Source organism: Acinetobacter sp., assembly GCF_036659555.1.
Taxonomy (GTDB): domain Bacteria; phylum Pseudomonadota; class Gammaproteobacteria; order Pseudomonadales; family Moraxellaceae; genus Acinetobacter.
Map to the genome: position 1 here is coordinate 1 of NZ_JAVXCI010000012.1, position 21,985 is coordinate 21,985.

At 47.9% G+C, this 21,985-nt stretch carries 21 protein-coding genes; 13 read left to right on the forward strand and 8 right to left on the reverse strand.

The genetic code is table 11. The features are described 5' to 3' along the window. The 5 genes from RSA72_RS02950 to RSA72_RS02970 form a co-directional block, all read left to right on the forward strand. A partial coding sequence (locus tag RSA72_RS02950) for a recombination directionality factor (RefSeq protein WP_443098346.1) occupies window positions 1–587 on the forward strand: 587 nt, incomplete at its 5' end. Window positions 588–721: 134 nt separating this feature from the next. After that, entirely contained in the window at window positions 722–1,084 is a 363-nt protein-coding gene (locus RSA72_RS02955; protein WP_332632728.1) for a DUF2513 domain-containing protein, read from the forward strand. Between the two features lie 220 nt (window positions 1,085–1,304). Next, the gene (locus tag RSA72_RS02960; protein WP_151504817.1) at window positions 1,305–2,285 is read left to right on the forward strand and encodes an AAA family ATPase; all 981 of its coding nucleotides are present in this window, start codon (window positions 1,305–1,307) and stop codon (window positions 2,283–2,285) included. Window positions 2,286–2,288: 3 nt separating this feature from the next. Next, the gene (locus RSA72_RS02965) at window positions 2,289–4,757 is read left to right on the forward strand and encodes a S8 family peptidase (protein WP_332632733.1); all 2,469 of its coding nucleotides are present in this window, start codon (window positions 2,289–2,291) and stop codon (window positions 4,755–4,757) included. A 709-nt stretch (window positions 4,758–5,466) separates the two neighbouring features. Continuing rightward, on the forward strand, window positions 5,467–6,873 hold the full coding sequence (locus RSA72_RS02970) for a methylenetetrahydrofolate reductase C-terminal domain-containing protein (RefSeq protein WP_332632735.1): 1,407 nt from the start codon (window positions 5,467–5,469) through the stop codon (window positions 6,871–6,873). A 61-nt stretch (window positions 6,874–6,934) separates the two neighbouring features. Here the strand turns inward: RSA72_RS02970 and RSA72_RS02975 are convergent, their stop codons facing one another. The 3 genes from RSA72_RS02975 to RSA72_RS02985 form a co-directional block, all read right to left on the reverse strand. Further along, window positions 6,935–7,336, reverse strand: coding sequence for a hypothetical protein (locus tag RSA72_RS02975; RefSeq protein ID WP_332623390.1), 402 nt, complete (start codon window positions 7,334–7,336; stop codon window positions 6,935–6,937). A gap of 328 nt (window positions 7,337–7,664) precedes the next feature. Further along, complete coding sequence (locus RSA72_RS02980) at window positions 7,665–8,102, reverse strand: hypothetical protein (protein WP_332623389.1); 438 nt, start codon at window positions 8,100–8,102, stop codon at window positions 7,665–7,667. A 107-nt stretch (window positions 8,103–8,209) separates the two neighbouring features. After that, a complete protein-coding gene (locus tag RSA72_RS02985; RefSeq protein ID WP_332623387.1) occupies window positions 8,210–8,350 on the reverse strand; it encodes a hypothetical protein in 141 nt (46 codons plus the stop codon). Between the two features lie 312 nt (window positions 8,351–8,662). Between RSA72_RS02985 and RSA72_RS02990 the strand changes: the two genes are divergently transcribed. After that, window positions 8,663–9,304 (forward strand): hypothetical protein, encoded by a 642-nt coding sequence (locus RSA72_RS02990; protein ID WP_332623386.1) that lies wholly within the window; start codon window positions 8,663–8,665, stop codon window positions 9,302–9,304. A gap of 46 nt (window positions 9,305–9,350) precedes the next feature. Here RSA72_RS02990 and RSA72_RS02995 read toward each other — a convergent pair whose 3' ends face one another. Continuing rightward, on the reverse strand, window positions 9,351–10,541 hold the full coding sequence (locus tag RSA72_RS02995) for an MFS transporter (protein WP_332623385.1): 1,191 nt from the start codon (window positions 10,539–10,541) through the stop codon (window positions 9,351–9,353). A gap of 19 nt (window positions 10,542–10,560) precedes the next feature. Beyond that, a complete protein-coding gene (locus tag RSA72_RS03000; RefSeq protein WP_332623383.1) occupies window positions 10,561–10,992 on the reverse strand; it encodes a RidA family protein in 432 nt (143 codons plus the stop codon). Between the two features lie 70 nt (window positions 10,993–11,062). Here RSA72_RS03000 and soxR point away from each other — a divergent pair, with 70 nt between their 5' ends. Next, on the forward strand, window positions 11,063–11,560 hold the full coding sequence (gene soxR / locus RSA72_RS03005; protein ID WP_332623382.1) for a redox-sensitive transcriptional activator SoxR: 498 nt from the start codon (window positions 11,063–11,065) through the stop codon (window positions 11,558–11,560). A gap of 30 nt (window positions 11,561–11,590) precedes the next feature. Here soxR and RSA72_RS03010 read toward each other — a convergent pair whose 3' ends face one another. Continuing rightward, window positions 11,591–12,523, reverse strand: a complete 933-nt coding sequence (locus tag RSA72_RS03010; protein ID WP_332623381.1) for a DMT family transporter — start codon at window positions 12,521–12,523, stop codon at window positions 11,591–11,593. Window positions 12,524–13,020: 497 nt separating this feature from the next. Between RSA72_RS03010 and RSA72_RS03015 the strand changes: the two genes are divergently transcribed. From RSA72_RS03015 to RSA72_RS03035, 5 genes are all read left to right on the forward strand, one after another. Further along, window positions 13,021–13,209 (forward strand): hypothetical protein, encoded by a 189-nt coding sequence (locus tag RSA72_RS03015; protein WP_332623379.1) that lies wholly within the window; start codon window positions 13,021–13,023, stop codon window positions 13,207–13,209. A 238-nt stretch (window positions 13,210–13,447) separates the two neighbouring features. Continuing rightward, the gene (locus tag RSA72_RS03020; protein WP_332623378.1) at window positions 13,448–14,575 is read left to right on the forward strand and encodes a Re/Si-specific NAD(P)(+) transhydrogenase subunit alpha; all 1,128 of its coding nucleotides are present in this window, start codon (window positions 13,448–13,450) and stop codon (window positions 14,573–14,575) included. An 11-nt stretch (window positions 14,576–14,586) separates the two neighbouring features. Continuing rightward, window positions 14,587–14,907, forward strand: coding sequence for a proton-translocating transhydrogenase family protein (locus tag RSA72_RS03025; protein ID WP_332632737.1), 321 nt, complete (start codon window positions 14,587–14,589; stop codon window positions 14,905–14,907). A 3-nt stretch (window positions 14,908–14,910) separates the two neighbouring features. Further along, window positions 14,911–16,365, forward strand: coding sequence for an NAD(P)(+) transhydrogenase (Re/Si-specific) subunit beta (locus RSA72_RS03030; RefSeq protein ID WP_332632739.1), 1,455 nt, complete (start codon window positions 14,911–14,913; stop codon window positions 16,363–16,365). Window positions 16,366–16,758: 393 nt separating this feature from the next. Next, window positions 16,759–17,049, forward strand: coding sequence for a DUF3303 domain-containing protein (locus RSA72_RS03035; protein WP_332624589.1), 291 nt, complete (start codon window positions 16,759–16,761; stop codon window positions 17,047–17,049). 402 nt (window positions 17,050–17,451) lie between these two features. On the opposite strand, the gene RSA72_RS03040 is transcribed toward RSA72_RS03035, so the two are convergent. Continuing rightward, window positions 17,452–18,978, reverse strand: coding sequence for a fumarate hydratase (locus tag RSA72_RS03040; protein ID WP_332624587.1), 1,527 nt, complete (start codon window positions 18,976–18,978; stop codon window positions 17,452–17,454). 429 nt (window positions 18,979–19,407) lie between these two features. Here RSA72_RS03040 and RSA72_RS03045 point away from each other — a divergent pair, with 429 nt between their 5' ends. Further along, complete coding sequence (locus RSA72_RS03045) at window positions 19,408–19,947, forward strand: hypothetical protein (protein WP_332624689.1); 540 nt, start codon at window positions 19,408–19,410, stop codon at window positions 19,945–19,947. Between the two features lie 74 nt (window positions 19,948–20,021). Here RSA72_RS03045 and RSA72_RS03050 read toward each other — a convergent pair whose 3' ends face one another. Further along, on the reverse strand, window positions 20,022–21,899 hold the full coding sequence (locus tag RSA72_RS03050) for a potassium transporter Kup (RefSeq protein WP_332632741.1): 1,878 nt from the start codon (window positions 21,897–21,899) through the stop codon (window positions 20,022–20,024). Window positions 21,900–21,985 lie beyond the last annotated feature (86 nt).

Genomic DNA, 21,985 nt, shown 5'->3' on the forward strand with positions numbered 1-21,985 from the left:
ATCCATGCCCATCCCCTGATTTATGCCCGCTGGCGCAAGGCGGGCTGTGCAGGCCCTATGGCCGGCTGTATGTGAATCTGGATGAGTCGGATGAGCTGGGCGCTTTTATTTTCAGAACGGCGGGATTCAACAGCATCCGCACTCTGGCTGCGCGGCTCAGCTATTACCATGCGGCGTCGGATGGGCTGCTGTCATGCCTGCCGCTGCAATTGATCTTAAGAGGAAAGTCCACAACACAAAGCTATCGGACTCCGGTGTATTACGTAGACTTGACGCTGCGTGACGGCATTAGCCTGCAGAACGCAATTATTTCAGCGAAGGAGATTGATCAGCAAAGTAAAGACGCAGGCTTTAATCAGGATGCTTTAGATCAGATGGCAAGGCAGGGTTATGATAATGCACAGTTTGAGGTGAATGCAGATGAGGGGTTGGATGTGGTGGAGGAGTTTTATGCGGATGAGCTTGTTGAGTCTGAACAAGTACAAGCTGAGCCCAAAGGCAAAGCAAAGCCTAAGTTCCATCGGGGGGAGGGCTTTGTACAGGATATTCAGCAAGATTTGCAGGGGAGTGTGAGGGCTGTGAATTAAAAATAGCTAAATATTTGAATAAAGTTATAACTAGGATTAAAGCGACATCAAATGTCGCTAAATCTTAATTACGAAGACATTATTGATGAGTTTAGTGATAGTGTTGAGTAATAAATCACCGTGAGTTAAATACAATGAAAAGAGATTGGGATGTAATTCGTAATTTGTTAATAGATATAGAGGCATTAACTTATTCAGATAGTTTTGATCTCGATACTCATGAACTTGATGATCCACAAGAAAAAATAAAATTGGAAATGGCGGACTTATTACTCGCTAAAGGTTTCTTTACTGGAGAACGGGTACCATATCTTGATGGTGGATTAGGTTTATATAATTTAAAGCTTACTTGGGATGGGCATGAATTATTAGATACGCTTAGAGATCAGAATGTTTGGAACCGGATTAAAGAAATTTCTAAAGAAAAAGGTGTCGATCTAACTTTCGAATCTATTAAGGTTATGCTTAGTTTAGCACTCAGTAGCTTATTGGTTTGAGTTATATCAGATTATGAAAAATATTAAATTTGTATGAATCTAAATGTGTTGTATGTATAATTATTGAACTCTTTTTTTGGATTTGGTATTGCTTTTTTAAATTCATTTAACTAACAGTGGTTTAAGTAAAGTGTGTTCTTTAAAAATAAGAAAAATAGTAGAATACTACGTGGATAAATAATTATCTAAATTTTGTCAATATCACATGGAGGAATTAAGCATGGCTATCTCAGCTTCGCAAGTGCTTGCATTAGTCGAAAGTCATGCAGAGGGTGATGATCATCGTTTTTATACTACAGTTCTGCAAATGGCAGCAAAAGAAGCAAGAGCAGGGCATAATAAAATAGCTCAGGATTTATCAGATAAAGTAAAAAAATATCAATTTAAGAAAAAAGTACATACAAATCGCTATGAGCAGGGCTTATCTACTGATAAGGACTTGCAAGGGCTTATTGAATTATATTTACCTCATCATCGTATGAGTGAACTCTTTTTAAATAACCAAACTAAGACTAGATTGAATTTGATTATAAAAGAGCATAGACAAAAAGATAATTTAAAAAAATATGAGCTTTCTCCTAGAAAAAAATTGTTATTTGTTGGACCACCAGGTACAGGGAAAACACTATCAGCATCCGTTTTAGCATCTGAGTTAAGATTACCACTATATAAAATTGTATTAGAATCTGTCATTTCAAAATATATGGGTGATACAGCGACACACCTCAAAACTATCTTTAATTTCATAAATCATAATCATGGTGTTTATCTTTTTGATGAGTTCGATGCGATTGGTTCTAATAGAACAGCAAAAAATGATGTAGGTGAGAGTCGTAGAATATTAAACTCTTTTTTAATCTTGTTAGAGCAACTTCAATCTGAAAGTATAGTTGTGGCAGCAACAAATCATCCTCAACTTTTAGATAGTGCGTTAAATAGGCGGTTTGATGATATAATATCCTTCGAATTACCAACTTTTGATGAAGTGAAAAGTTATTTAGAAAATAGAATCTCAATATTTCCTGATACTAAACTTGATTGGAAAACAGTAGTGGGTTTTACTTCGAATTTAAGTTTAGGGGACATAGAGAAAGCATTCGATGATGGCGCTAAAGATGCAATTTTTAATAATCAGGGGATCATTACTACTGAATATATTTGTAATTCATTAAGGCGTCGGAAAGAAAACAAAATGGAATAATTAATGAGTTTAGAGCATATTTACCTAAAATACTTTACTACAAATCAGGCATATAAGACAAAAGTAGGAGGAGGTAGTAGTAGACAGTTGCGTAGTCGGAACCATACAACCCATGGCGTGTTTCTTCTAGAAAGTATAAGTTCTGCTTTTCAACGTTTTAGTGAGGTACGAAGTGTTTCAACAATAAGCCCTTTGTTAAATCAAGATGATGGAGTCTATTTAGAAATTTATGGTGATAAAAATTCACCATTTCCAATTGAATCTTTAGATAATACCCAAATTCACTTCAGAAATATTCGTGAATCTGAAAGTGATAATAATTTAATGGCTACAGTCTTTATTCCAATGGATCAAAGACAAAAATTTATAAAAAAAATAGAAAAGTATATTGAAACAGCGGATGCTGATAGGCCTAAAAACTATATTCTAATAAATTCAATTGATCATATACGTTTAGCAACTTTAAAATCATTTTGGACAGATAAAAGAGATTTCCCAGAAAATATTGTTGAACCTATTTGGTTTGAATTATGGCTTCAGAATGATCGAATTGATGATGAAATAATAGGTAGGTTCTGTCGTGCAACAAATGCAGAGTTTAAGGGGCAGAAAATTGATTTGCCAAATACCAGTATTATTTTAGTAAAAGCATCAGTTCAAAGTTTAGAAAAATCACTATTTCTAATTTCAAGTTTATTAGAAATGAAGTATCCGACGACCACTGCAAATGATTTTTTAGATTTAGAAACTACTGAGCATAATGATTGGATCGATGATTTAGAATCAAGGGTATCAAGTTCAAACTCTTATGATATTCGAATCACCATACTTGATACTGGAATTAATTTTAATCATAAATTGCTAAGTCCATTTATCTCACAAAATAGTAGTTCTTCTTATGGCGATGATATTGTAGGCACTTGGCCACTGTATTCTATTTTAGGGAATCACCATCATCATGGTTCATTACAGGCTGGTCTAGCTATATATGGAAATTTGGTGGGCTGTTTAGAAAGTACTGATCCTTTATGTGTAAACTATTCTCTGGAATCAGGGCGAATATTGCCAGAATATGGTAATAATGATCCGTTACTATATGGATATGTGACTAAGAGTGTTTGTTTGGATTTAGAGATTAGGCAGCCAAATGCTAAAAGAATCTATAGTCTAGCCGTCACAGCAGAACCTACGGAGGGAAAACCGTCTTCATGGTCTGCTTCAATTGATAATTTTGCTTATGAAGAATCTAAAAGATTATTTGTGATTTCTGCTGGAAATAATCCTGAAATTTCATCAAGTTTAGACGCGTGGGATAATGCAAATCTTAGTAAAATACAAGATCCAGCTCAAGCATGGAATGCCATTACAGTTGGGGCTTACACTGAACTTTATAGTCTAAAAAATACTACTTATGCTGGATGGAGAGTATTTAGTGATATTGGAGAGGTGAGCCCAGCAACTTCAAGTTCGGTAAGATGGATATGGGGAAAAAATAGTCCTATTAAACCAGAAGTAGTATTCGAGGGTGGAAATTATGCTATCTCACCTTGTGGAACAGATTATGATTATCCAGAGGAGCTTTTGTTATTAACAACTTCTGGAGTAAGAAATGATTTGACTGTTCATAAAGATACTAGTGCTGCAACTGCGTTAGCAAGTAAATTCTTAGCAGAGATAACTCAAAAATATTCAGATTACTGGCCCGAAACACTCAGAGGTTTATTGATTCATTCAGCAGAATGGAATGATAAAATGAGAGACTATGCTGCTAGGACAAATGTTATGGTAGCTTTACGGACATTTGGTTATGGTGTTCCACATTTACAGAAAGCTTTGAATAGCCAAAATAATTCAGCAACCATAATTATTGAGCGTGAGATAAATATACTTAAAATTGACGAAGATGGGGAAATCAGATTTGATGAGTTACATCACCATAAAGTGCCTTTGCCAAAAGAGTTGATTTTGAGGGCTGCAGTAGAAAATCCAAATTCATTAGGGCGTTTGAAAGTTACTCTTTCGTATTTCATTGAGCCTAATCCAACAAGTAATAAATACGCTACTAAGTATGCATATAGATCATTTGGTTTAGGATTTAATGTAAAAAGTCCTGCACAAAGCGAAGAAAACTTTTTAGCAACTATCAATAGTCTAGCGGTTGATGAAAATTATACAGGTTCTCAGAACTCTTATGATGGGTGGTCATTTAAAGATGATCTTCGACGTTTAGGTTCAATTCATTCTGACTCTTGGGAAGGAGCTATTGCAGATCTTGTTTCAATGGATACTATAGTAGTGTTTCCTATTTACGGGTGGTGGAAGAACACTAAGTTTGTACGAGAAGACTATAAAGTAAGATATAGTTTAATAATAAGTGTGGAAAGTGATTCTGATATTGATATTTATAATGGTATACAGAGCCTTGTTGCTGTCGAGCAGCAAGCATCAACTTTAATTTCTGTTGAAGCGTAAGATTTCTTAAATGATAAAGTAAAGGTATTATGGGACTTTACTTTATCATCTTATTATTAATTAAGAATAATTGAACATTTTATATAATTTTTATTTTAAATTATATAAAATTACGCCAAATTTACACCATAAATTATTTTATAGAACTTAAGTTATTGATATTAAATTATTATTTTATTTTAAGGGTCCAATCCATCATCGGCGCAACGCTGATACGCGGTTGAAGTTTATTTTCAATGGTATTGAGATCAGTCATTAAAAAATCACGCCTTGATTAACTGTGGAGCTGGACAGAAATGCAGATTGCCCGGCACAGGGCAAGGAATTTGACCCGGAGGAGATGCGCCGCTGCAAAATCGGAGGCCATACTATCATAAAACCGCCAAATGCCATTCAGATTTCTTGCCCGCGGCCTGCGTTCAGGGCCGCATCCTAAAGGTGCAGGCGCGCATGCACCCGCTTGCCCGAATCATTTTTATTGGGTACGTGCAGCGCTTTATGCTGCGCTGCAGGAGGTTTCCGCATTTCTGCGTCAAAACAGGAAATGGTCAAAAGCTATGATTTTAAGCCGATCTGCTGCCGACTTTTTTGCTTAAAGCGCATTATCTGCAAGGCTTAATGAATTTCCGGCAGAACATTTTCCTTTTGCCGTGAATCTTTTATAATCCTGTCCGCCTTTATTTCGCTGCATCTGCGTCTCCTGAATTTTATGTCCCGATTTTCTGATTGCCTGCAGGCGCGCAAGTTCTGCGTACTGCTGGAATATTTGCCCGCCGCCAAACATGCCGCGCCGGCGCGCGCGTCATTTGCAGGCTGCCCGGCGTTCATGACGCTGGCCGACCGCGTGCAGGCAGACGATGACCCTGCGCCTTTAGAGGCAGCTGCGGCTTATCCTGAAGCTGCCGATCAGGTGCTGCATTACTCCGGCAAAGGCCGGGATATTGCGGATTTTGAAAAATTTCTAGGGCAGGCGAAAGCGCGGGGCCTGTGCAGCCTGTTGCTGCTGAGCGGCGATAAGCTTAAGCAGCATAATGACGGCCGCTTGCAGCCGGAGCTGCGCAGCCGTTATCTGGAGTCGGTCAATATGGTGATGGCCGCGCGCCGTGATCCTGATTTCAACATTGGCGTGGCTTTCAATCCCTTTAAATATGCCGAAGCGGAACGCGATGCGCAGTATTTCAAGCTGCAGAAAAAGCTGAAAGCCGGCGCAGACTATATTATTACGCAGCTGGGTTTTGATCTGGAGGCGCTGAAGCAGGCGAAGGATTTTTTAGCTCAGGAGCATTATCATCAGCCGATTTTAGCCTGCGTCATGCCTTTAACCTTGGCGCGCGCGCAGTTTATGCACCGGCGGAAAGTCGCCGGCATTGTGCTGACTCCGCATGCGCTGCAGCTGCTGGAGCGGGAGCAGCAGGCCGATGCGGCTCAGGCAGAGCGCAATGTTTACCTGCGTTGCGCCCTGCAGATCCTGATTTGCCGGCATTGGGGCTTTGCCGGCGTGCATGTGTCGGCCTGCCATAAAGCGTCGGAACAGCGCAAGCTGGAAGATGCGCTGCAGCAGCTGCAGGCGCTGAGCCTGGAAGAATGCCTGCAGCGCTGGCATGCCTTATGGCAGCTGCGCACAGGGCAGGAGCTGCGGCCGGAGGTGGCGGTATTTTCCAGGCGCGCGCCGGTTTCGCAGGTGCTGAAATATAAAAACCTGCATGCCATGCATGAACTGTTTTTCAGTTCCAGAGCGGCCAAAGGCATTGGCGGATTGATTTTCAATGCGCCGCTGTGGAATAAGCCGCAGGCCGAAGAAGCCTTGCTGAAAACTGAATTCATCAGCAAGCATGGCGCGCTGGGCTGCGAAAGCTGCGGACAGTGCCGGATTGGCGAAACTTTGTATATCTGCCCTGAAACCTGCCCCAAAGGCTTGGCCAATGGCCCCTGCGGCGGTTCAAGCCTGGACCGCTGCGAATTCGGCGACCGTGAATGCATTCATTCGGTCAAGGCGCGCTTAGCCAAAAGCGTGGCGCAAACTGAAATTCTAAAAGCCGAACTGATTCCCACGGTGGCGATTGAAACCCGCAGCACCAGCTCATGGAAAAACTGGTTTAAGGCGCCGCAGCTTTAAAGGCAGCGGCTTGATGGGAAATGCATTTGGGCTGCTTTTATACATCAGCAGCCCCTGCATATTACTGGTTCAGGCCGCCTTGACCATCGCACTTATAGATTGGGGCTTTTTCAATTGCGATATTATCCAGCGCGATTTTTGCCGTATTGCCGTCAGCATCGTAATGGTTTGCCCATTCTTCCAACTCAATAATTTCCAGCTGCGCTTTGCCTTTAAAGTGGCAGCCGGAATCCAGACCGACTTTGCTGATCCCCAGTTTTTTCAGCATTTGCCTGAATTCAGCGGCATTATCTTCAGCCATCGGGCTGTGCGGAACCGCTGTGAATACCTTGCCTGTAAGCTGATTGGGCCGGTTTGGCCCCAGTAGCTTGATCTGCAGGATTTCCCCTTCCATGTCATGATAAAAATATGAATATTCAACATTAGACTTGGAGCCATCCTGCTGTGATTCATATCTCACCATTTTGGCGCCATCTGCAAAGTTTTGAGCTGCGGCAAAAGAGCTTATGACAGAAAGTGATGCGAACAGCAGGCTATTTAAAATTTTCATTCAGGTTTCTCATGTTTTATCGGGCTGATAATATTTATATTGTTGAATTTTATCAATTGCTTATTTTTATTTATTGTTGAAATTGGCTTTTGCTGCGCTGAAGCAATAATGCGCCGGCTCCAGCGTTTTGATTTTAAAAGGCAAGATTCCGCCGTGAAGGGCTGGAAAGTTCAGGCGTTTATGGCAAAACACTTAAAGTGATCGGCATTAAGCCATCCTTTTTAAGCCCAGGCTTCCATGTTCAATGGGTGATTTTAATGATTTTAGATTCAGCCAATTGCGGATTGCGCTGGCGGTCATAATAGTCAAAGCAGATTCTCTGCTGCGCGCTGAAGCGCGGCAGGCTGGCTTCAAAGCTGAAATGCCGGACATAGCGTGAGCTGTCCAGCTGCACGGCGATGCGTTCAAAGCTTTTGGAATGGCGGTTTTTTTGCACGGTATAGCGCTGTACTGCGCCGCAGGCGGAGAAAGGCATCAGCGGCTTTGGCTGTTCCCAATGCAGGATTAAGCTAAAAAGCATAAAGCTGGGGGGCAGGTACAGATAGGGCAGAGTTTTGGCTGTTTCAGGATGCTGAATTTTAGCTGAAATATAGAAACGGCCATATAAAGGCAAGCCAAACAGGCAGAGCAAAGCGGTGAGCGTCAAGGCTGCGGTCATTGCGGTATCGCTATGGATCATTCAGTAAAGATTTCAATTTAAGCATTTTTTTATCGTTTCAGCATAAAAAACAGCCCCATTGCTGGGGCTGTGCGCAAATTTTTCTTCTAGGGGTTTTTTATTGATTATTATGCGGCTTCAACCGCCTGAGCTTTGGCCAGAAATTCAGCCTGCGCGCTTTCACCTTTCCAGCAGCTTTCTTCCGCAAATTTAAGTTCGCGTTTCGGGCTACTGCGCAGGCAGCCTGAAATATGAGTTTGAAGCGGCATAGGATTGCCTGGAATTGCTTAAATTAGATTGATGCATTTGGCGGGGTAATGATTGAATAATTTTTATAATGAGGCAAGCTAATTAATTTCACTATTTGGTGAAATTTTCTCAGTTTGAGCGTGTTGGCTCATTTCTTGCAGCGCAAGGCAGCCGGCGGCCTGCAGCACAGTGCTGTTCAAACCATTGAAATAATTCAGTAAATTAAATTCTTCTGCGCTTTTTGCCCGGCTCAGTGCAGTGTTTTAGATTGAGCATTGCGCATAAATTGGTTAAGCTGCAGAAGAAGAAAAATAAGTAAATGAGGGTAAGCGATGCTGCTCGAGGAAATATTCAAAAGCAAGAAAGCCGAAAATACAGATGCATTCAATTTGCGCATTCACCGCGGCTTAAGCTGGCTGAGAAAAGCCGGCGATCTTGATGCGGATCTGGATCTGCAGTTCATCAGCCTGTGGGTTGCATTCAATGCCATTTATGCGCAGGATTTGACGGTTTCTCAGGACAAGCAAAGCCTGCGCCAGTTTCTGCACATGATTTGCCGGAAAGACGCGGACGGCAAAATCTACGGCATTTTATGGGAAAAGTTCAGCCAGCCGGTGCGGGTGCTGCTGGATAATCAGTATGTTTATCAGGGCTTCTGGGACTACCAGAATCAGAAAATCAGCGCCGCAGCCTGCAAGGAAGGCCTGGAGCAGGAAAAACGCAAAGTGCATCTGGCGCTGAAAAATAAGGAATCCGCCGATATCCTGCTGGTGCTGTTCAGCCGGCTGTATACGCTGCGCAATCAGCTGGTGCATGGCGGCGCAACCTACAGCAGCTCAGTGAACCGCAAGCAGCTGCAGGACGGCTGCCGGATTTTAAGCGCGCTGCTGCCGGTATTTATTCTGGTGCTGCTGGAAAACGCGCAGACTCTGGACTTGGGCAAGCCGTTTTATCCTGTGGTGCAGGTCAGCTGAACGGCTGGGCAGACGTTTCGGAATGCAGGTGACCGATTAAGGAATGTTAATGCTGCGCCTGCCTTAAATGATAGCGCTGATCCAGCAGGGTGAAAAACGCCGCTGCAATCACCAGCGCTAAACCGCTGAGGCAGGCTGCCGTCCAGCCACCGTGATGCCATGCATACACGCCCAGCGCCGAACCGCAGGCGCCGCCGATAAAATACATGGTCATGTAAATCGAGTTGATGCGCGAGCGGGCAGCTGGGTTGAGCTGGAAAATAATATTCTGGTTGCAGCTGTGCACAATGGCTAAGCCTAGGCTGATGGCGCCGTAGCCCAGCGTGTAGCTGAGCAGCGAGTGCCCGCCGATATACAGCAGCAGCCAGCTGGCGGCCAAAATCAGGCAGCCGGCCCAAGTCAGCCTGGCGTTATAGCCGCGGTCTGCCCATTTGCCAATCCACTGCGTGGACAGCGCGCCAAAGACTCCGGCTAAAGTCAGCACGCCAACCCAGACATCCGCCAAAGAAAACGGCGGCGCAGTCAGCAGCATGGCAATGGTTGAAAACAGAATGCTCATGGCGGCGAATACGCATCCGCCAATCAGCGCGCGGTACACCAGCCGGCGTTCCTGCCGCAGCAGCTGCGCCATGGATTTAAAGATGCTGCCGTAGCTCATGCGGCTGGTGCTGACGGCGGGCAGGCGGCGCATTAAGATGCCTGCAAGCGCAAGCATTAATGCAGCGCTGACGATATAAATCACCTTCCAGTGGATTAAATTGGAAAACAGTCCGGACAGGCTGGTGGACAGCAGGATGCCGACCAGCAGGCCGCTCATCAGGAAGCCGACTACCTGGCCGATTTTTTCCGGGCGCACGGCCAAGGTCACTAAGGGAATCAGCACTTGCGCCGCCACTGAAAACAGGCCGGCAATGATGGTGCCGATCCACAGCATCGGCAGGTTGACTGACAATGCGCAGATGCCTAAGCCGGCAGCTGCGCCCAGCATCAGCAGGGGAATAAACTTGGTTTTATTGACAATATCGCCCAGCGGCACAATAAACAGCAGGCCCAGCGCATAAGATACCTGCGCAAAAGTCACCGTCAGCGCAACTTGCGATTGCGGCGCGCCAAAAGACTGCTGAATCGAGCTGATCAGCGGCTGGCAGTAATAGTTGGCGCCGGCGCACAGGCCGCAAGCAATCGCCATCAGCCAAAGCAAAGTTTTATCTGAGCTGATATCGGTCGGGGAATTCATATTGATCCTTGCTGAGGGGTTAAGCGCAATAAGCCGCTGCTTCAATTTCAATCTGCATGCCGGCTAAAGCAAGGCAGGGCACAGGAATCAGCGTGCATGCCGGAAAAGCGCTATTTTTCCATAAATCCTGCATGTGCTGAATCAGCATTTGATGCTTTTCCGGGCTGTGTCCGGCAATTAGAATCCGCAGTGTGGCAATATCCGGCAGCGCGGCGTCCGCAGCCTGCATCGCCAGCTGCAGATTGGCAAAGGCCTGCTGCAGCTGCAGCGCGAAATCATTGCACAGCAGGCCCTGCTGATTTTCACCGCCTTGGCCTGCAATATGCACGATTCTGCGGAAATTGCGGGCAACAGCGATATGGCTGTAGGCGTACGGTTCCGGATTATACAGGGTATTCGGGCTGAATAGCTGTATGCAGGGGGGCGGCGCAGAGGCCTTATGGTGCGGCATGGTTTATCCTGAGCAGGTGTGGAATTTCTGCTAGTATCAAAGCTCAAGTTAACTTGAGGTCAACAGCAAAATGCAGGAAAAAATAAATTCTTGGCTTAGCATTGGCGATTTAGCCTCCCGCAGCGGGGTCAGCGTAGCTGCGCTCAGGTTTTATGAGGAAAAGCAGCTGATCTGGAGCACCCGCACTTCCGGCAATCAGCGCCGCTACCCGCGCGCCATGCTGCGCCGCATCGCCATCATTAAAATAGCGCAGCAGGTCGGCATCAGCCTGCAGCAGGTGAATGAGGCCTTTGCTGCCCTGCCGGAACAGAAAGCCGCGGCCAAGCCGGACTGGCGCAGGATGTCGCAGCGCTGGCAGCAGCAGCTGGATCAGCAGATTATTCATTTGCTGCAATTGCGCCAGCAGCTGGATCAATGTATCGGCTGCGGCTGCCTGTCATTGCAGCAGTGCCCGCTGCGCAACCCTGAAGATCAGCTGGGGCTTGAGTCGGCCGGCGCGCATTTTCAGGAGGTGCTGATGAACTTAAAGGATGTGCCGTTCAGGCTGCCGGATGATGATCAGGATTAAAGTTTCCTGCGCCTGCATGCGGCAGGGGCTTTAATCCGGGCGGGCCAGTTTGTTTTTGGATAAGCTGATCATCAGCACGCCCATGATGTTTAATAGGCAGCCGAACCACTGCCAGCCGTTCAAATGCTCATCTAAAAAAACCACGGCCAGCAGAATGGTTAGGACTGGGCCAACCGAGGCAATCATCGCCGACTGGGCCGCGCCTAAGCGGGCGATGCCCTGCATCAGCAGAATGGTCGGCAGCACCGTGACAAAAAGCCCCAGCGCTGCGCCGTAAGCGAAAACGCTCAGCGGCAGCTGCTGCATCAGCTGCAGCGGCGCCGGCACGGCCAAAGCAAAATGCGCCAAGGTGCCAATGCAGGCAATGCTCAGCGCTAAACCGGTAAAGTGCCAGGAGCCGAATTTCAGCATCAGCCTTGGCGACATCAGCAAATAGGCTGCAAAGGCCACCGCGCTGGCGAAGACCAGGCTTGCGCCCAGCCAGAAATCGCTTCCTTGCGGGCTGCTGCTTTGCTCCTGCAGCATCACAATGACCGTGCCGCCGTAACTCAATGCAATCGCAGCCATGCTTTTCAAGCGCAGCTTCTGCCTATAGATAAAGCTGGATGCAATCACTGTCAGGGTTGGATACAGAAACAGAATGATCCGCTCCAGCGAAGCGCTGATATGCATCAGTCCCTGAAAGTCCAGCCAGCTGGCCAAGTAATAGCCCATTAAGCCGGACAGCAGCAGCAGGCCCCAGTCCTTGGCTCGAATTGCGCTGTAGTCCTTGCGGCTGAGCCAGCTGATTAGTAGGAAAAACGGCAGCGCGCTGGCCATGCGCAGCGCCATCAGTACCGTGGCGTCGACCTGCGGCGACAGCGCGTAGGCCTGCTTAATGAAAATCGCCTTAGTGCTGAATAGGAAAGCGGCGCAGATTGCGCAAAGCGAACCTGTTTGCGTACGGGTCAGGAGGAGCTGCATGGCCGGGTCATTCCTGCAGAAGCGTCAAGTAAGATGGCCAGATTATAGGAAGCATGGCTTAAAACTTGAAATGTAAAATAAGAATAGGGGCTATTCCAAAAAGGCATGCTGCATTATTGGCTGCTATTTGAGCGAATGAGCGCGCATTCAGCCGGTTTTTTTCATGGATGCCTGCCGGCCCGGCTTTTTTAAGCGCGCCGCAGCGCCGCCCTAAGCCGGTTTTCAGCATCAGCGCGCTGCTTTTTGCACTAAAAAGATGCGGAATCAGCCATTTGAGGCCAAACAGCGCCGGGTTCATCATGGTGCAAAATATTCAAAAAAATATTTTTTAATTAATTTTTCTGCAAATCCGGCTGAATCCGCAGATAAATAATGCGGATGAAGCGCGCCAAAGCATGCCGCCGGGCGCAAAATGCCGCAGCCGGATCTAACTGGCTGAAATGACCCAAAGCCTGAAATTTCCGGTCAACTGCAGCCCTGCATGAGGGGAATGCATTTTGTCAGAGCAGCCAATGCCGGCTTTGGCGGTTTTGAAATACACTGAATTGCGTGGCAATCCGCGGCATTTCCGGCCGGATTCAGCCAGCGCGCCGCGCCGGCGCCTGCTGTCAGAAAGATCAACCGCTGCCCGCAAGGCAGGCGCTTTCCAGCGCGGAGAAGGCGTTCCAAGCCTGAAATCCGGCTGAAAAGGCGGATTATGCATAAAAAATATTCATAGCATTAAAAATAAAAATGAATAAGTTGAATATCTCATCATATTTTTTATGAATCATCAGTTCAAAATGTGGGTATTTATTAAATAAATATTGGGTGGTAATTTAAAACAGTTCAATTAGAATCCAAAAATTCAACGAGAAACACATCCTGAGGGGAAGCATCGTTTCAACGCTGCTTGCTGAAGAAAAACTAGCTTGAGGAACGCTCATGCAGATCGGAATTCCAACCGAAACTGTCGTCGGTGAAAATCGCGTCGCTGCGACGCCTGAGACAGTAAAGAAGTTGATCAGCGCTGGTCATAATGTGGTTATTGAAGGTGGAGCAGGGGTTAAGGCTGCCTACATCGATAGCGCTTATGAGCAGGTTGGCGCCAAAATTACAGATGACGCCTATGCCGGCAGTCAAATTGTTTTGAAAGTCCGCGCCCCGAAGGGTGAGGAAATTCAAAAGCTTGCGCCGAATACAGCAGTCATCGCAATGTTTGACCCATACCGCAATCCCGAGCTGGACCAGTTTGCTGCGCAGCAGGTGTCGGCATTTGCGCTGGAGCTGCTGCCGCGCACCCTGTCGCGCGCGCAGAATATGGACGTGCTGTCTTCTCAGGCCAACCTGTCCGGCTATAAATCTGTGCTGCTGGCGGCTGCGGAATATCAGCGCATGTTCCCGATGCTGATGACCGCTGCAGGCACGGTCAAGCCTGCCCGCGTGGTGATCATGGGCGTGGGCGTTGCCGGACTGCAGGCGATTGCAACCGCCAAGCGCCTTGGCGCCGTGGTTGAAGCCACCGATTTGCGCCCGACCGCGCGCGATCAGGTGGAGTCACTGGGCGGAAAATGGCTGGACGTGCCGATGTCGGATGACGAAAAGCAGAAAGCTGCCGACGCCGCCAAAAACGGCTACGGCTGGATGCCGGGCGAACAGTACATCAAAGATCAGGCCATCATTGTGGATAAAGCGGTATCCAATGCGGATATCGTGATTACTACAGCATTGCTGCCGGGCCGCGATGCGCCGCGCTTAATCAAAGCGGAAACCGTGGCCAAAATGAAGCCGGGTTCAGTCATCTTGGATATGGCGGTGGAAACCGGCGGCAACGTGGAAGGCTCGAAATGCGGTGAAACGGTCATGACGGCTAACGGCGTGAAAATCCTCGGCATTCCCAATATTCCATCGACCGTTTCGACTGAAGCTTCGGCGCTGTATGCGCGCAACGTTTTGAATTTCCTGGATACGCTGTTTGATGCAGAGAAAAACTTCGCATTGAACCCGGAAGAGGAAATTCAGAAAGCCCTATTGGTCACTCACGGCGGCCAAGTGCTGCTGAAGCGCGGTTAAGGAGCGTCATCATGGTTGAAACTATTACGATTTTCGTCTTAGCCATCTTTGTGGGCTATTACGTGGTTTGGGGCGTAACGCCTGCATTGCATACCCCGCTGATGGCGGTGACCAATGCGCTGTCATCAATCATCGTGGTTGGTGCAATGATTCAAACTGTAGGTATTCCGGGCATTGTGGATGCTAGTGTGCAATTCCAAAGTGTTAACATCGTGAGCATCTTAGGTGCGGTTGCAGTGTTTTTAGCAAGCATCAATATTTTCGGCGGCTTCGCAGTAACAGCGCGCATGCTTGAAATGTTCAAGCCAAAGCAAAAGAAAAAAGAGGGCTAAGATATGGAATTTATTCGAGAATATGCGGATTGGTTCTACCTGATTGGCGCTGTCCTGTTTATCTTGACTTTGCGCGGCCTGTCTGGCCCGAAAACCGCGATTCAGGGCAACCGCTACGGCATGATCGCCATGGCGATTGCAGTCATCACCACATTCTTTGTGGCGGATCATCCTGTGATTTGGATGATTGGCGGCGCAATGGCGCTGGGTGCGGTTGTCGGCATTGCCCGCGCGCGCACCGTGCCGATGACGCAGATGCCTGAAACAGTCGCATTGATGCACTCATTGGTGGGCCTGGCTGCGGTATTGATTGCGATTGCTGCAATTCTGCATAACAACCAATTGACGGCGCTGTTTGCTGAAAATGGCGCTGCGCTGACGGCTGCCGGCGTACAGCATGCGCATATGAGCAGCGTGCATTTATTTGAACTGTTTGTCGGCTGTTTTGTCGGCGCGATCACCTTTACCGCATCTGTCTTTGCCTATGGCAAGCTGGCTGCTAAAAAATGGGCAAAAACCATTTCCGGCGCATGGGTGAAGCCTGTTCAAGCTGTTATTTTCCTTGCCATGCTGTCCTGCGGTGTGTATTTCTTCACCACAGGCAACATGAATGCATTCTGGGCAATGACTGTACTTGCACTTGCATTCGGCTGGGTGTGGATTGCGCCAGTCGGCGGCGGTGATATGCCGGTGGTGGTATCGCTATTGAACTCATTCTCTGGCTGGGCTGCGGCAGGTATTGGTTTCACGCTGGAAAACAACATGCTGATTGTTGCTGGTTCACTGGTCGGTTCTTCAGGTGCGATTCTGTCTTACATCATGTGTAAAGCCATGAACCGTTCAATCATCAACGTGCTGTTCGGCGGCGCGATGGGCGGTGCAGCCGTAGCTTCTGCGGATAAAGGCGAGCAGGCGCAGCGTAACCACCGTTCCGGTTCAGCAGATGATGCGGGCTTCCTGATGTCAAATGCAGACAGCGTGGTGATTGTGCCGGGCTACGGCATGGCGCAGGGCCGCGCGCAGAATGCGGTGAAAGAATTGTGTGAAATTCTGAAAGAGCAGGGTGTAAAAGTCCGCTTTGCGATTCACCCAGTTGCAGGCCGCATGCCGGGCCACATGAACGTATTGCTGGCTGAAGCAGATGTGGCCTATGAAGACATCTTGGAAATGGATGAGATCAACTCAGACTTCCCTGCAACAGATGTGGTGCTGGTGATCGGCGCGAACGACGTGGTAAACCCTGCGGCGAAAGATGATCCAACCTCGCCAATTTACGGCATGCCGATTCTTGAGGCGCATAAGGCGCGCACCATTATGGTGATCAAGCGCTCAATGGCGACCGGCTATGCAGGCTTGGACAATGACTTGTTCTACAACGAAAAAACCATGATGATCTTCGGCGATGCCAAGAAAGTCGTGGAAGACATGACCAAGGCCATTAACGGCGGCGGGCACTAAGATCTGAAAAGAATTTAAAACCATCCTTCGGGATGGTTTTTTGTTTATGGCAATCGAATCCCCGAAAGGCTGTCAGCTTTTTATGCGGGTATGCTCTGAAGCGTTGGGATACTGTGTATTTTTATAAAAAATTTAATGTCCGTTTCAATATGCATTCTTTCTGATGCTGGTATCAAATACTTGCAAGATACTGTATTTAATATTTTTTAAATGAATTGAGCAGTTTGGGGCTGTATTGTTTTGATTCAAAACAGCTGAATTTAAATATTTTGCTTATCAAAATATCATCAAAACATAGCTGAAATATAATAAAGATAAAGAGAAAAAATTGTCAAAATGGCGGTATCGCATGGCTGCAGGTCAGGCGTGCTAATCAGTCGAGGGAGTTGGCTTATGTTATTTATTGTCAGGTACAGTATCTGTTCAGGAAACCGCAATGCGGCAATGGAGCGCTTTCTGCAGACTGGAGGAAAAGCGCCTGCCGGTGTGGAAATGTTGGGAAGATGGCATGCTGTGGCGCAGCGGTCAGGCTTTGCAGTCCTTGAGGCGAACGATGCAGAGCTAATACAGCAGTGGGCAATGGAGTGGAACGATCTTCTTTCTATGGAGATTTGTCCTGCTTTAACTGATGATCAAATGGGGCCGCTGATGTTCGCTGCGCTCGCAAAGAAAGAGCATACATAAGGAAGCCGGATTGCTTTGTAGAGCGTGCTGCAGGTCACTAAGATTGTCAATGCTGAAAACCCATCCTTTAGGATAATGCCGGTCAGTTAAGCAATTGGCTGGCATTTTTTAAATTTTAGAGCCTTTAAAATAGATTTCTTTCATAAATCCACAAGCGGCCATTCATTGGCAGTCAAATGAATATTGAAAGCTCCTTCCCTTGCGCCATCTATGGCTCAGGGAGACTTACGCAGTATTCAGCGCAAGTCTTCTTGAAAAGGAGAGGGAATTCCCATTGTGAATTCAATATTGTTTAAAAAATTTCAGCTGTCCAGTATCGGCGTGCCTGAAAAAGAAAAAGCCAGTCAGCTGCCGCGCTGACTGGCTTTGCCCGCTGCGGGGCTGTTTCATGCCGCAGGCCAATTAGCCGGCTGCAGCATCCAGCACTGGAATTTTACCAATCTTCGCCTGCCAGATTTTCGGCGCAGTGGCGTGAATGGAGGTGCCGTTCACATCTACAGCCACAGATACAGGCATGTCCTGCACATTGAACTTGTAGATCGCTTCCATGCCTAAGTCAGCAAACGCCACCACTTCCGCTTCACGGATGGCCTTAGACACCAGGTAAGCTGCGCCGCCTACTGCCATCAGGTAAGTCGCTTTGTTGTCTTTAATCGCTTCAACCGCCGCAGGGCCGCGGTCGGCTTTGCCGATCATGCCGTACAGGCCGGTCGCTTCCAGCACTTGACGGGTGAATTTGTCCATGCGGGTTGCGGTTGTCGGGCCGGCAGGGCCAACCACTTCATCACCGACCGGGTCGACTGGGCCCACGTAGTAAATGAACTTGCCTTTCAGATCGACAGGAAGCTCTTCGCCGTTATCCAGCATTTCACACATGCGCTTATGGGCAGCGTCACGGCCGGTATAAATTGTGCCGTTCAGCAGCAGCGTATCGCCCGGCAGCCAGGAATTCATTTCTTCCTGGGTGATATTGTCCAAGTCAACACGTTTAGATGTTGATGAATCCCAAGTCACTTCCGGGTAGTCAGAAAGCTTAGGCGCTTGAATGTGCGCAACGCCTGAACCGTCCAGCTGGAAATGCGCGTGGCGGGTGGCGGCGCAGTTCGGAATCATGCCGACCGGCTTGCCTGCCGCGTGGCAAGGGTAGTCTTTGATTTTAATGTCAAGCACAGTGGTTAAGCCGCCAAGGCCTTGTGCGCCAATCCCCAAAGCATTGACTTTTTCGAAGATTTCGATGCGCAGCTCTTCCATTTTGCTTTGCGGGCCGCGGCGCAGCAGCTCGTCCATGTTGATTTCTTCCATGAGCGCTTCTTTGGCAAGCATCATGGCTTTTTCTGCCGTGCCGCCGATGCCGATGCCGAGCATGCCCGGAGGACACCAGCCTGCGCCCATGGTTGGCACAGTTTTCAGCACCCAGTCCACAATTGAGTCAGACGGGTTCAGCATGGCCAGTTTAGATTTGTTTTCTGAACCGCCGCCCTTGGCCGCTACAGTAATATCGACTTTATTGCCCGGAACAAGCTTGTGATAGATTACAGCAGGGGTGTTGTCTTTGGTGTTCTTGCGGCCAAAAGCAGGATCAGCCAGCACAGATGCGCGCAGCACGTTGGTATTTTCCAAATAGCCTTGGCGCACGCCTTCGTTGATTGCGTCGTCCAAGCTCATGGTCAAATCAAATTTAACATCCATGCCCACTTCAACGAATACGTTGACGATACCTGTATCTTGGCAGATCGGGCGGTGGCCCTCTGCGCACATGCGGGAGTTGATTAAAATCTGCGCGATCGCATCTTTAGCGGCTTTGTTTTCTTCACGGTCATACGCGCGGCTCATCGCTTGGATGAAGTCCTGCGGGTGATAGTAGGAAATAAACTGAAGCGCATCTTTAACCGATGTGATCAAGTCATCTTGCTTGATAATAGTTGTCATACAAATATCTCTTGAGCGGGCTGATAGCTAGCGGGCTAAATTATAAGGCAAAAAGCCGAAGTTGTGGGCGTTTTAGCGCGCATGTTGGCTAAAGGTATAAAGGTCAGGAAAATACTGGATAAAAATGAATCCTGCGGCCGTAAGGCCCGGCTTTCAGTTTTTCCCATCTGCGGGGGCGGATAGCCCAAGCGCTGTTCTTTCTCAAAGGCCCGCAGGCGGGAGCAGCTAAAGCGTCAAAACAAGCCTGAATTGATAAAAAGCTGCCGGCTTTATTCAGTGCTTTTCCCAATCAAGCGGAGGGCAATAAAGTTCCGCCTCAGCCGCTGCATTGGATCATGCTGGCTTAATTTGGCGGTTTTGCTTTAGTTTTCAGTTTAAAAATTATTATAATCATTGGCTTATAAATATATTTCAAGATTAGAGGGCGATATGAAAAAATTATTGGCTGCCTGCAGCCTGCTGCTGGCCTCACCGGCTTATGCTGCCGACTGGACGCCGGTGTTTAAGGCATTTGAAAAAAGCTGCTTTGGCGAAAATAAAGTGCTGCAGGCGGTAGATAAAAAGCTGGTCGATTTTAAGCATTCCAAAAATGCTGCCGAAGTAGTGGCGCATAAGGATGCGAAAGCCGGCAATTACGCGCATGTGCCTTTGCCTTACCGCAAAGACATGCAGCCTGCGGTGGCGAAGCCATTGGCTGTGGATGAGGACTTTTATTCAGGCTATACGCAAGTTTATGTCGGCTTAAATAATGCATCGGCCTACGGCTTGCCAATTTCCGGATACAGCCGGTATTCCGGCGCGGACAATGGCGTCAGCGGGAGTATAGTCCACTTCAAGCCGATGGCTGCGCAAAGCTTTAATCAGCTGAAAAAAATCCGCTTCCAGGAAGATGAGGAAATGGGCTTTCAGGGGGCAATCACCCGCAATAAAAAAGGCGAAGTCTTTTTAGTCTGTGACCACAGCATGTAATTGACTGCAGGCTGCTGAAAAAGCCGAGACACCCCGAAGGGTGCCTCAAGTTGCGCATCTGTTTCAGGCAGGCTTTAAATCTCGATTTGGCTGCCTAACTCAACCACCCGGTTGGTCGGAATCTGATAGAAATCGCTGACCGGGCTGGTGTTTTTCTGCATGGCAGCAAACAGCTTGTCGCGCCATGTGCCCATTTTACTCGACGCATTCGGAATCAGCCTTTCCCGCGAAACAAAGAAGCTGATGTCCATTAAGTTGTATTCCAGCCCTAAGCGTTCAAAAGCCTTGCGCAAGGCTGCCGGCACATCCGGCTGCTCTTTAAAGCCGTAGTTTAGGCGTATTCTGTAAAAGCCCTTATCCAGTGCTTCGGTTTCAAAGCGCGCTTCTTCGCTGATATAAGGCACTTCGGCAAAATTCACCGTCACCAGCAGGTTGCGTTCATGCAGGACTTTATTGTGCTTTAAATTATGCAGCAGCGCGTGCGGCACAACCCCCGGGGTTCCGGTTAAAAACACCGCATTGCCGCTGATGGTCTGCGCGGTATCGCCCAGATATTCAATAAAGGTGTTCAGCGGCAGCGTATCCTGCTGCAGCTTCGCCTGCAGCTGCTCCCGGCCTTTTTTCCAGATCATCATCAGGCTGAACACGGTAATGGCGATGACCACGGGCACCCATCCGCCGATTAAAATTTTCAGCGTGTTTGAGCTGAGCAAAATCAGGTCAATGAAAATGAACGGCACAATAAACAGCAGGACTTTCCAGGTTTTCCATTTCCAGTAGCTGTAAGCCAGGAAGCCGACCAGCAGCGTATCGCAGAACATGGTTACGGTTACGGCCAAGCCGTAGGCTCCGGCCAGGCGGCTGCTGCTTTCAAACAGCAGCACCAGAATAATAATCGAGATGAACAGCAGCCAGTTTAACAGCGGAATATAGATCTGGCCGATTTCAGAGTCAGAGGTATGCTGAATGTTCAGGCGCGGCAGATAGCCCAGCTGAATGGCCTGCTTGGCCATGGAAAATACCCCGCTGATCAGCGCCTGCGAGGCGATGACGGCGGCGGCTGTCGCCAGCGCAATCATCGGGTAGAGCAGGGCGGAAGGAACCAGCAGGTAAAAGGGGTTGGTGATTGCCGACGGGTCACGCAGCAGCAGCGCGCCCTGGCCGGCGTAATTCAGAATCAGGCAGGGCAAAACAATCAGGAACCAGCCCAGCCGGATCGGGAAAACTCCAAAATGCCCCATGTCCGCGTACAAAGCTTCCCCGCCGGTCACGGTCAGCACCACAGCGCCCATGACAAAGAAAGAAATAACCGGATTATTGACTACAAACAGGATGGCCCAGTGCGGGCTGAGCAAGGCTAAAATAAACGGGCTTTGCATGATGCTGCTGATGCCGAGCGCGCCGATGGACAGGAACCAGATCAGGGTGATGGGGCCGAAAAATTTCCCCATCACGGCGGAGCCATGCTTCTGCACAAAAAACAGGCCGGTCAGAATGCCGATGCTGATGGGAATAATGAACTGGTTAAAAGCGGTTGTGGCGATGGACAGGCCTTCTACCGCGGACAGCACTGAAATGGCCGGGGTAATGATGCCGTCGCCGAAAAATAAGGATGCTCCGACAAAGCCTAAAACAATAATCGTCATTTTCCTTCTGCTGGACAGCCCTTCCTGGCGCAGGTTCAGCGCAAGCAAAGCCATAATCCCGCCTTCGCCATTGTTGTCGGCGCGCATGATGACGGTGACGTATTTCAGCGAAACAATCAGCATGATGGTCCAGAAAATTAAGGACAAAATGCCTAAAACATTGACTTCATTAATCGGCATGCCGTGCGTGGCATGAAAGCTTTCCTTCAGCGCATATAAGGGGCTTGTTCCGATATCCCCGAAAACCACCCCCAATGCAGCTAAAGTCATTGCGGGCAATGCGGGCTTACTGGCTTTATTTTGCATGATATGAAAATCATAAGTAGAAATAATCTTTTAATCTTATCATCAGCGCGGGGGCGAAGTTGCTTGTGCGTAAAAAACCATAATTT

Coding starts and splice junctions, on each gene's coding strand:
- RSA72_RS03050 (WP_332632741.1), bottom strand. CDS start 21,899: ATGCAAAATAAAGCCAGTAAGCCCGCATTGCCCGCAATGACTTTAGCT.
- RSA72_RS02990 (WP_332623386.1), top strand. CDS start 8,663: ATGCTGCTCGAGGAAATATTCAAAAGCAAGAAAGCCGAAAATACAGAT.
- RSA72_RS02985 (WP_332623387.1), bottom strand. CDS start 8,350: ATGCCGCTTCAAACTCATATTTCAGGCTGCCTGCGCAGTAGCCCGAAA.
- RSA72_RS02995 (WP_332623385.1), bottom strand. CDS start 10,541: ATGAATTCCCCGACCGATATCAGCTCAGATAAAACTTTGCTTTGGCTG.
- soxR (WP_332623382.1), top strand. CDS start 11,063: ATGCAGGAAAAAATAAATTCTTGGCTTAGCATTGGCGATTTAGCCTCC.
- RSA72_RS03030 (WP_332632739.1), top strand. CDS start 14,911: ATGGAATTTATTCGAGAATATGCGGATTGGTTCTACCTGATTGGCGCT.
- RSA72_RS03035 (WP_332624589.1), top strand. CDS start 16,759: ATGTTATTTATTGTCAGGTACAGTATCTGTTCAGGAAACCGCAATGCG.
- RSA72_RS03020 (WP_332623378.1), top strand. CDS start 13,448: ATGCAGATCGGAATTCCAACCGAAACTGTCGTCGGTGAAAATCGCGTC.
- RSA72_RS03040 (WP_332624587.1), bottom strand. CDS start 18,978: ATGACAACTATTATCAAGCAAGATGACTTGATCACATCGGTTAAAGAT.
- RSA72_RS03045 (WP_332624689.1), top strand. CDS start 19,408: ATGAAAAAATTATTGGCTGCCTGCAGCCTGCTGCTGGCCTCACCGGCT.
- RSA72_RS03000 (WP_332623383.1), bottom strand. CDS start 10,992: ATGCCGCACCATAAGGCCTCTGCGCCGCCCCCCTGCATACAGCTATTC.
- RSA72_RS03025 (WP_332632737.1), top strand. CDS start 14,587: ATGGTTGAAACTATTACGATTTTCGTCTTAGCCATCTTTGTGGGCTAT.
- RSA72_RS02960 (WP_151504817.1), top strand. CDS start 1,305: ATGGCTATCTCAGCTTCGCAAGTGCTTGCATTAGTCGAAAGTCATGCA.
- RSA72_RS02970 (WP_332632735.1), top strand. CDS start 5,467: ATGTCCCGATTTTCTGATTGCCTGCAGGCGCGCAAGTTCTGCGTACTG.
- RSA72_RS02965 (WP_332632733.1), top strand. CDS start 2,289: ATGAGTTTAGAGCATATTTACCTAAAATACTTTACTACAAATCAGGCA.
- RSA72_RS02955 (WP_332632728.1), top strand. CDS start 722: ATGAAAAGAGATTGGGATGTAATTCGTAATTTGTTAATAGATATAGAG.
- RSA72_RS02980 (WP_332623389.1), bottom strand. CDS start 8,102: ATGATCCATAGCGATACCGCAATGACCGCAGCCTTGACGCTCACCGCT.
- RSA72_RS03010 (WP_332623381.1), bottom strand. CDS start 12,523: ATGCAGCTCCTCCTGACCCGTACGCAAACAGGTTCGCTTTGCGCAATC.
- RSA72_RS02975 (WP_332623390.1), bottom strand. CDS start 7,336: ATGGTGAGATATGAATCACAGCAGGATGGCTCCAAGTCTAATGTTGAA.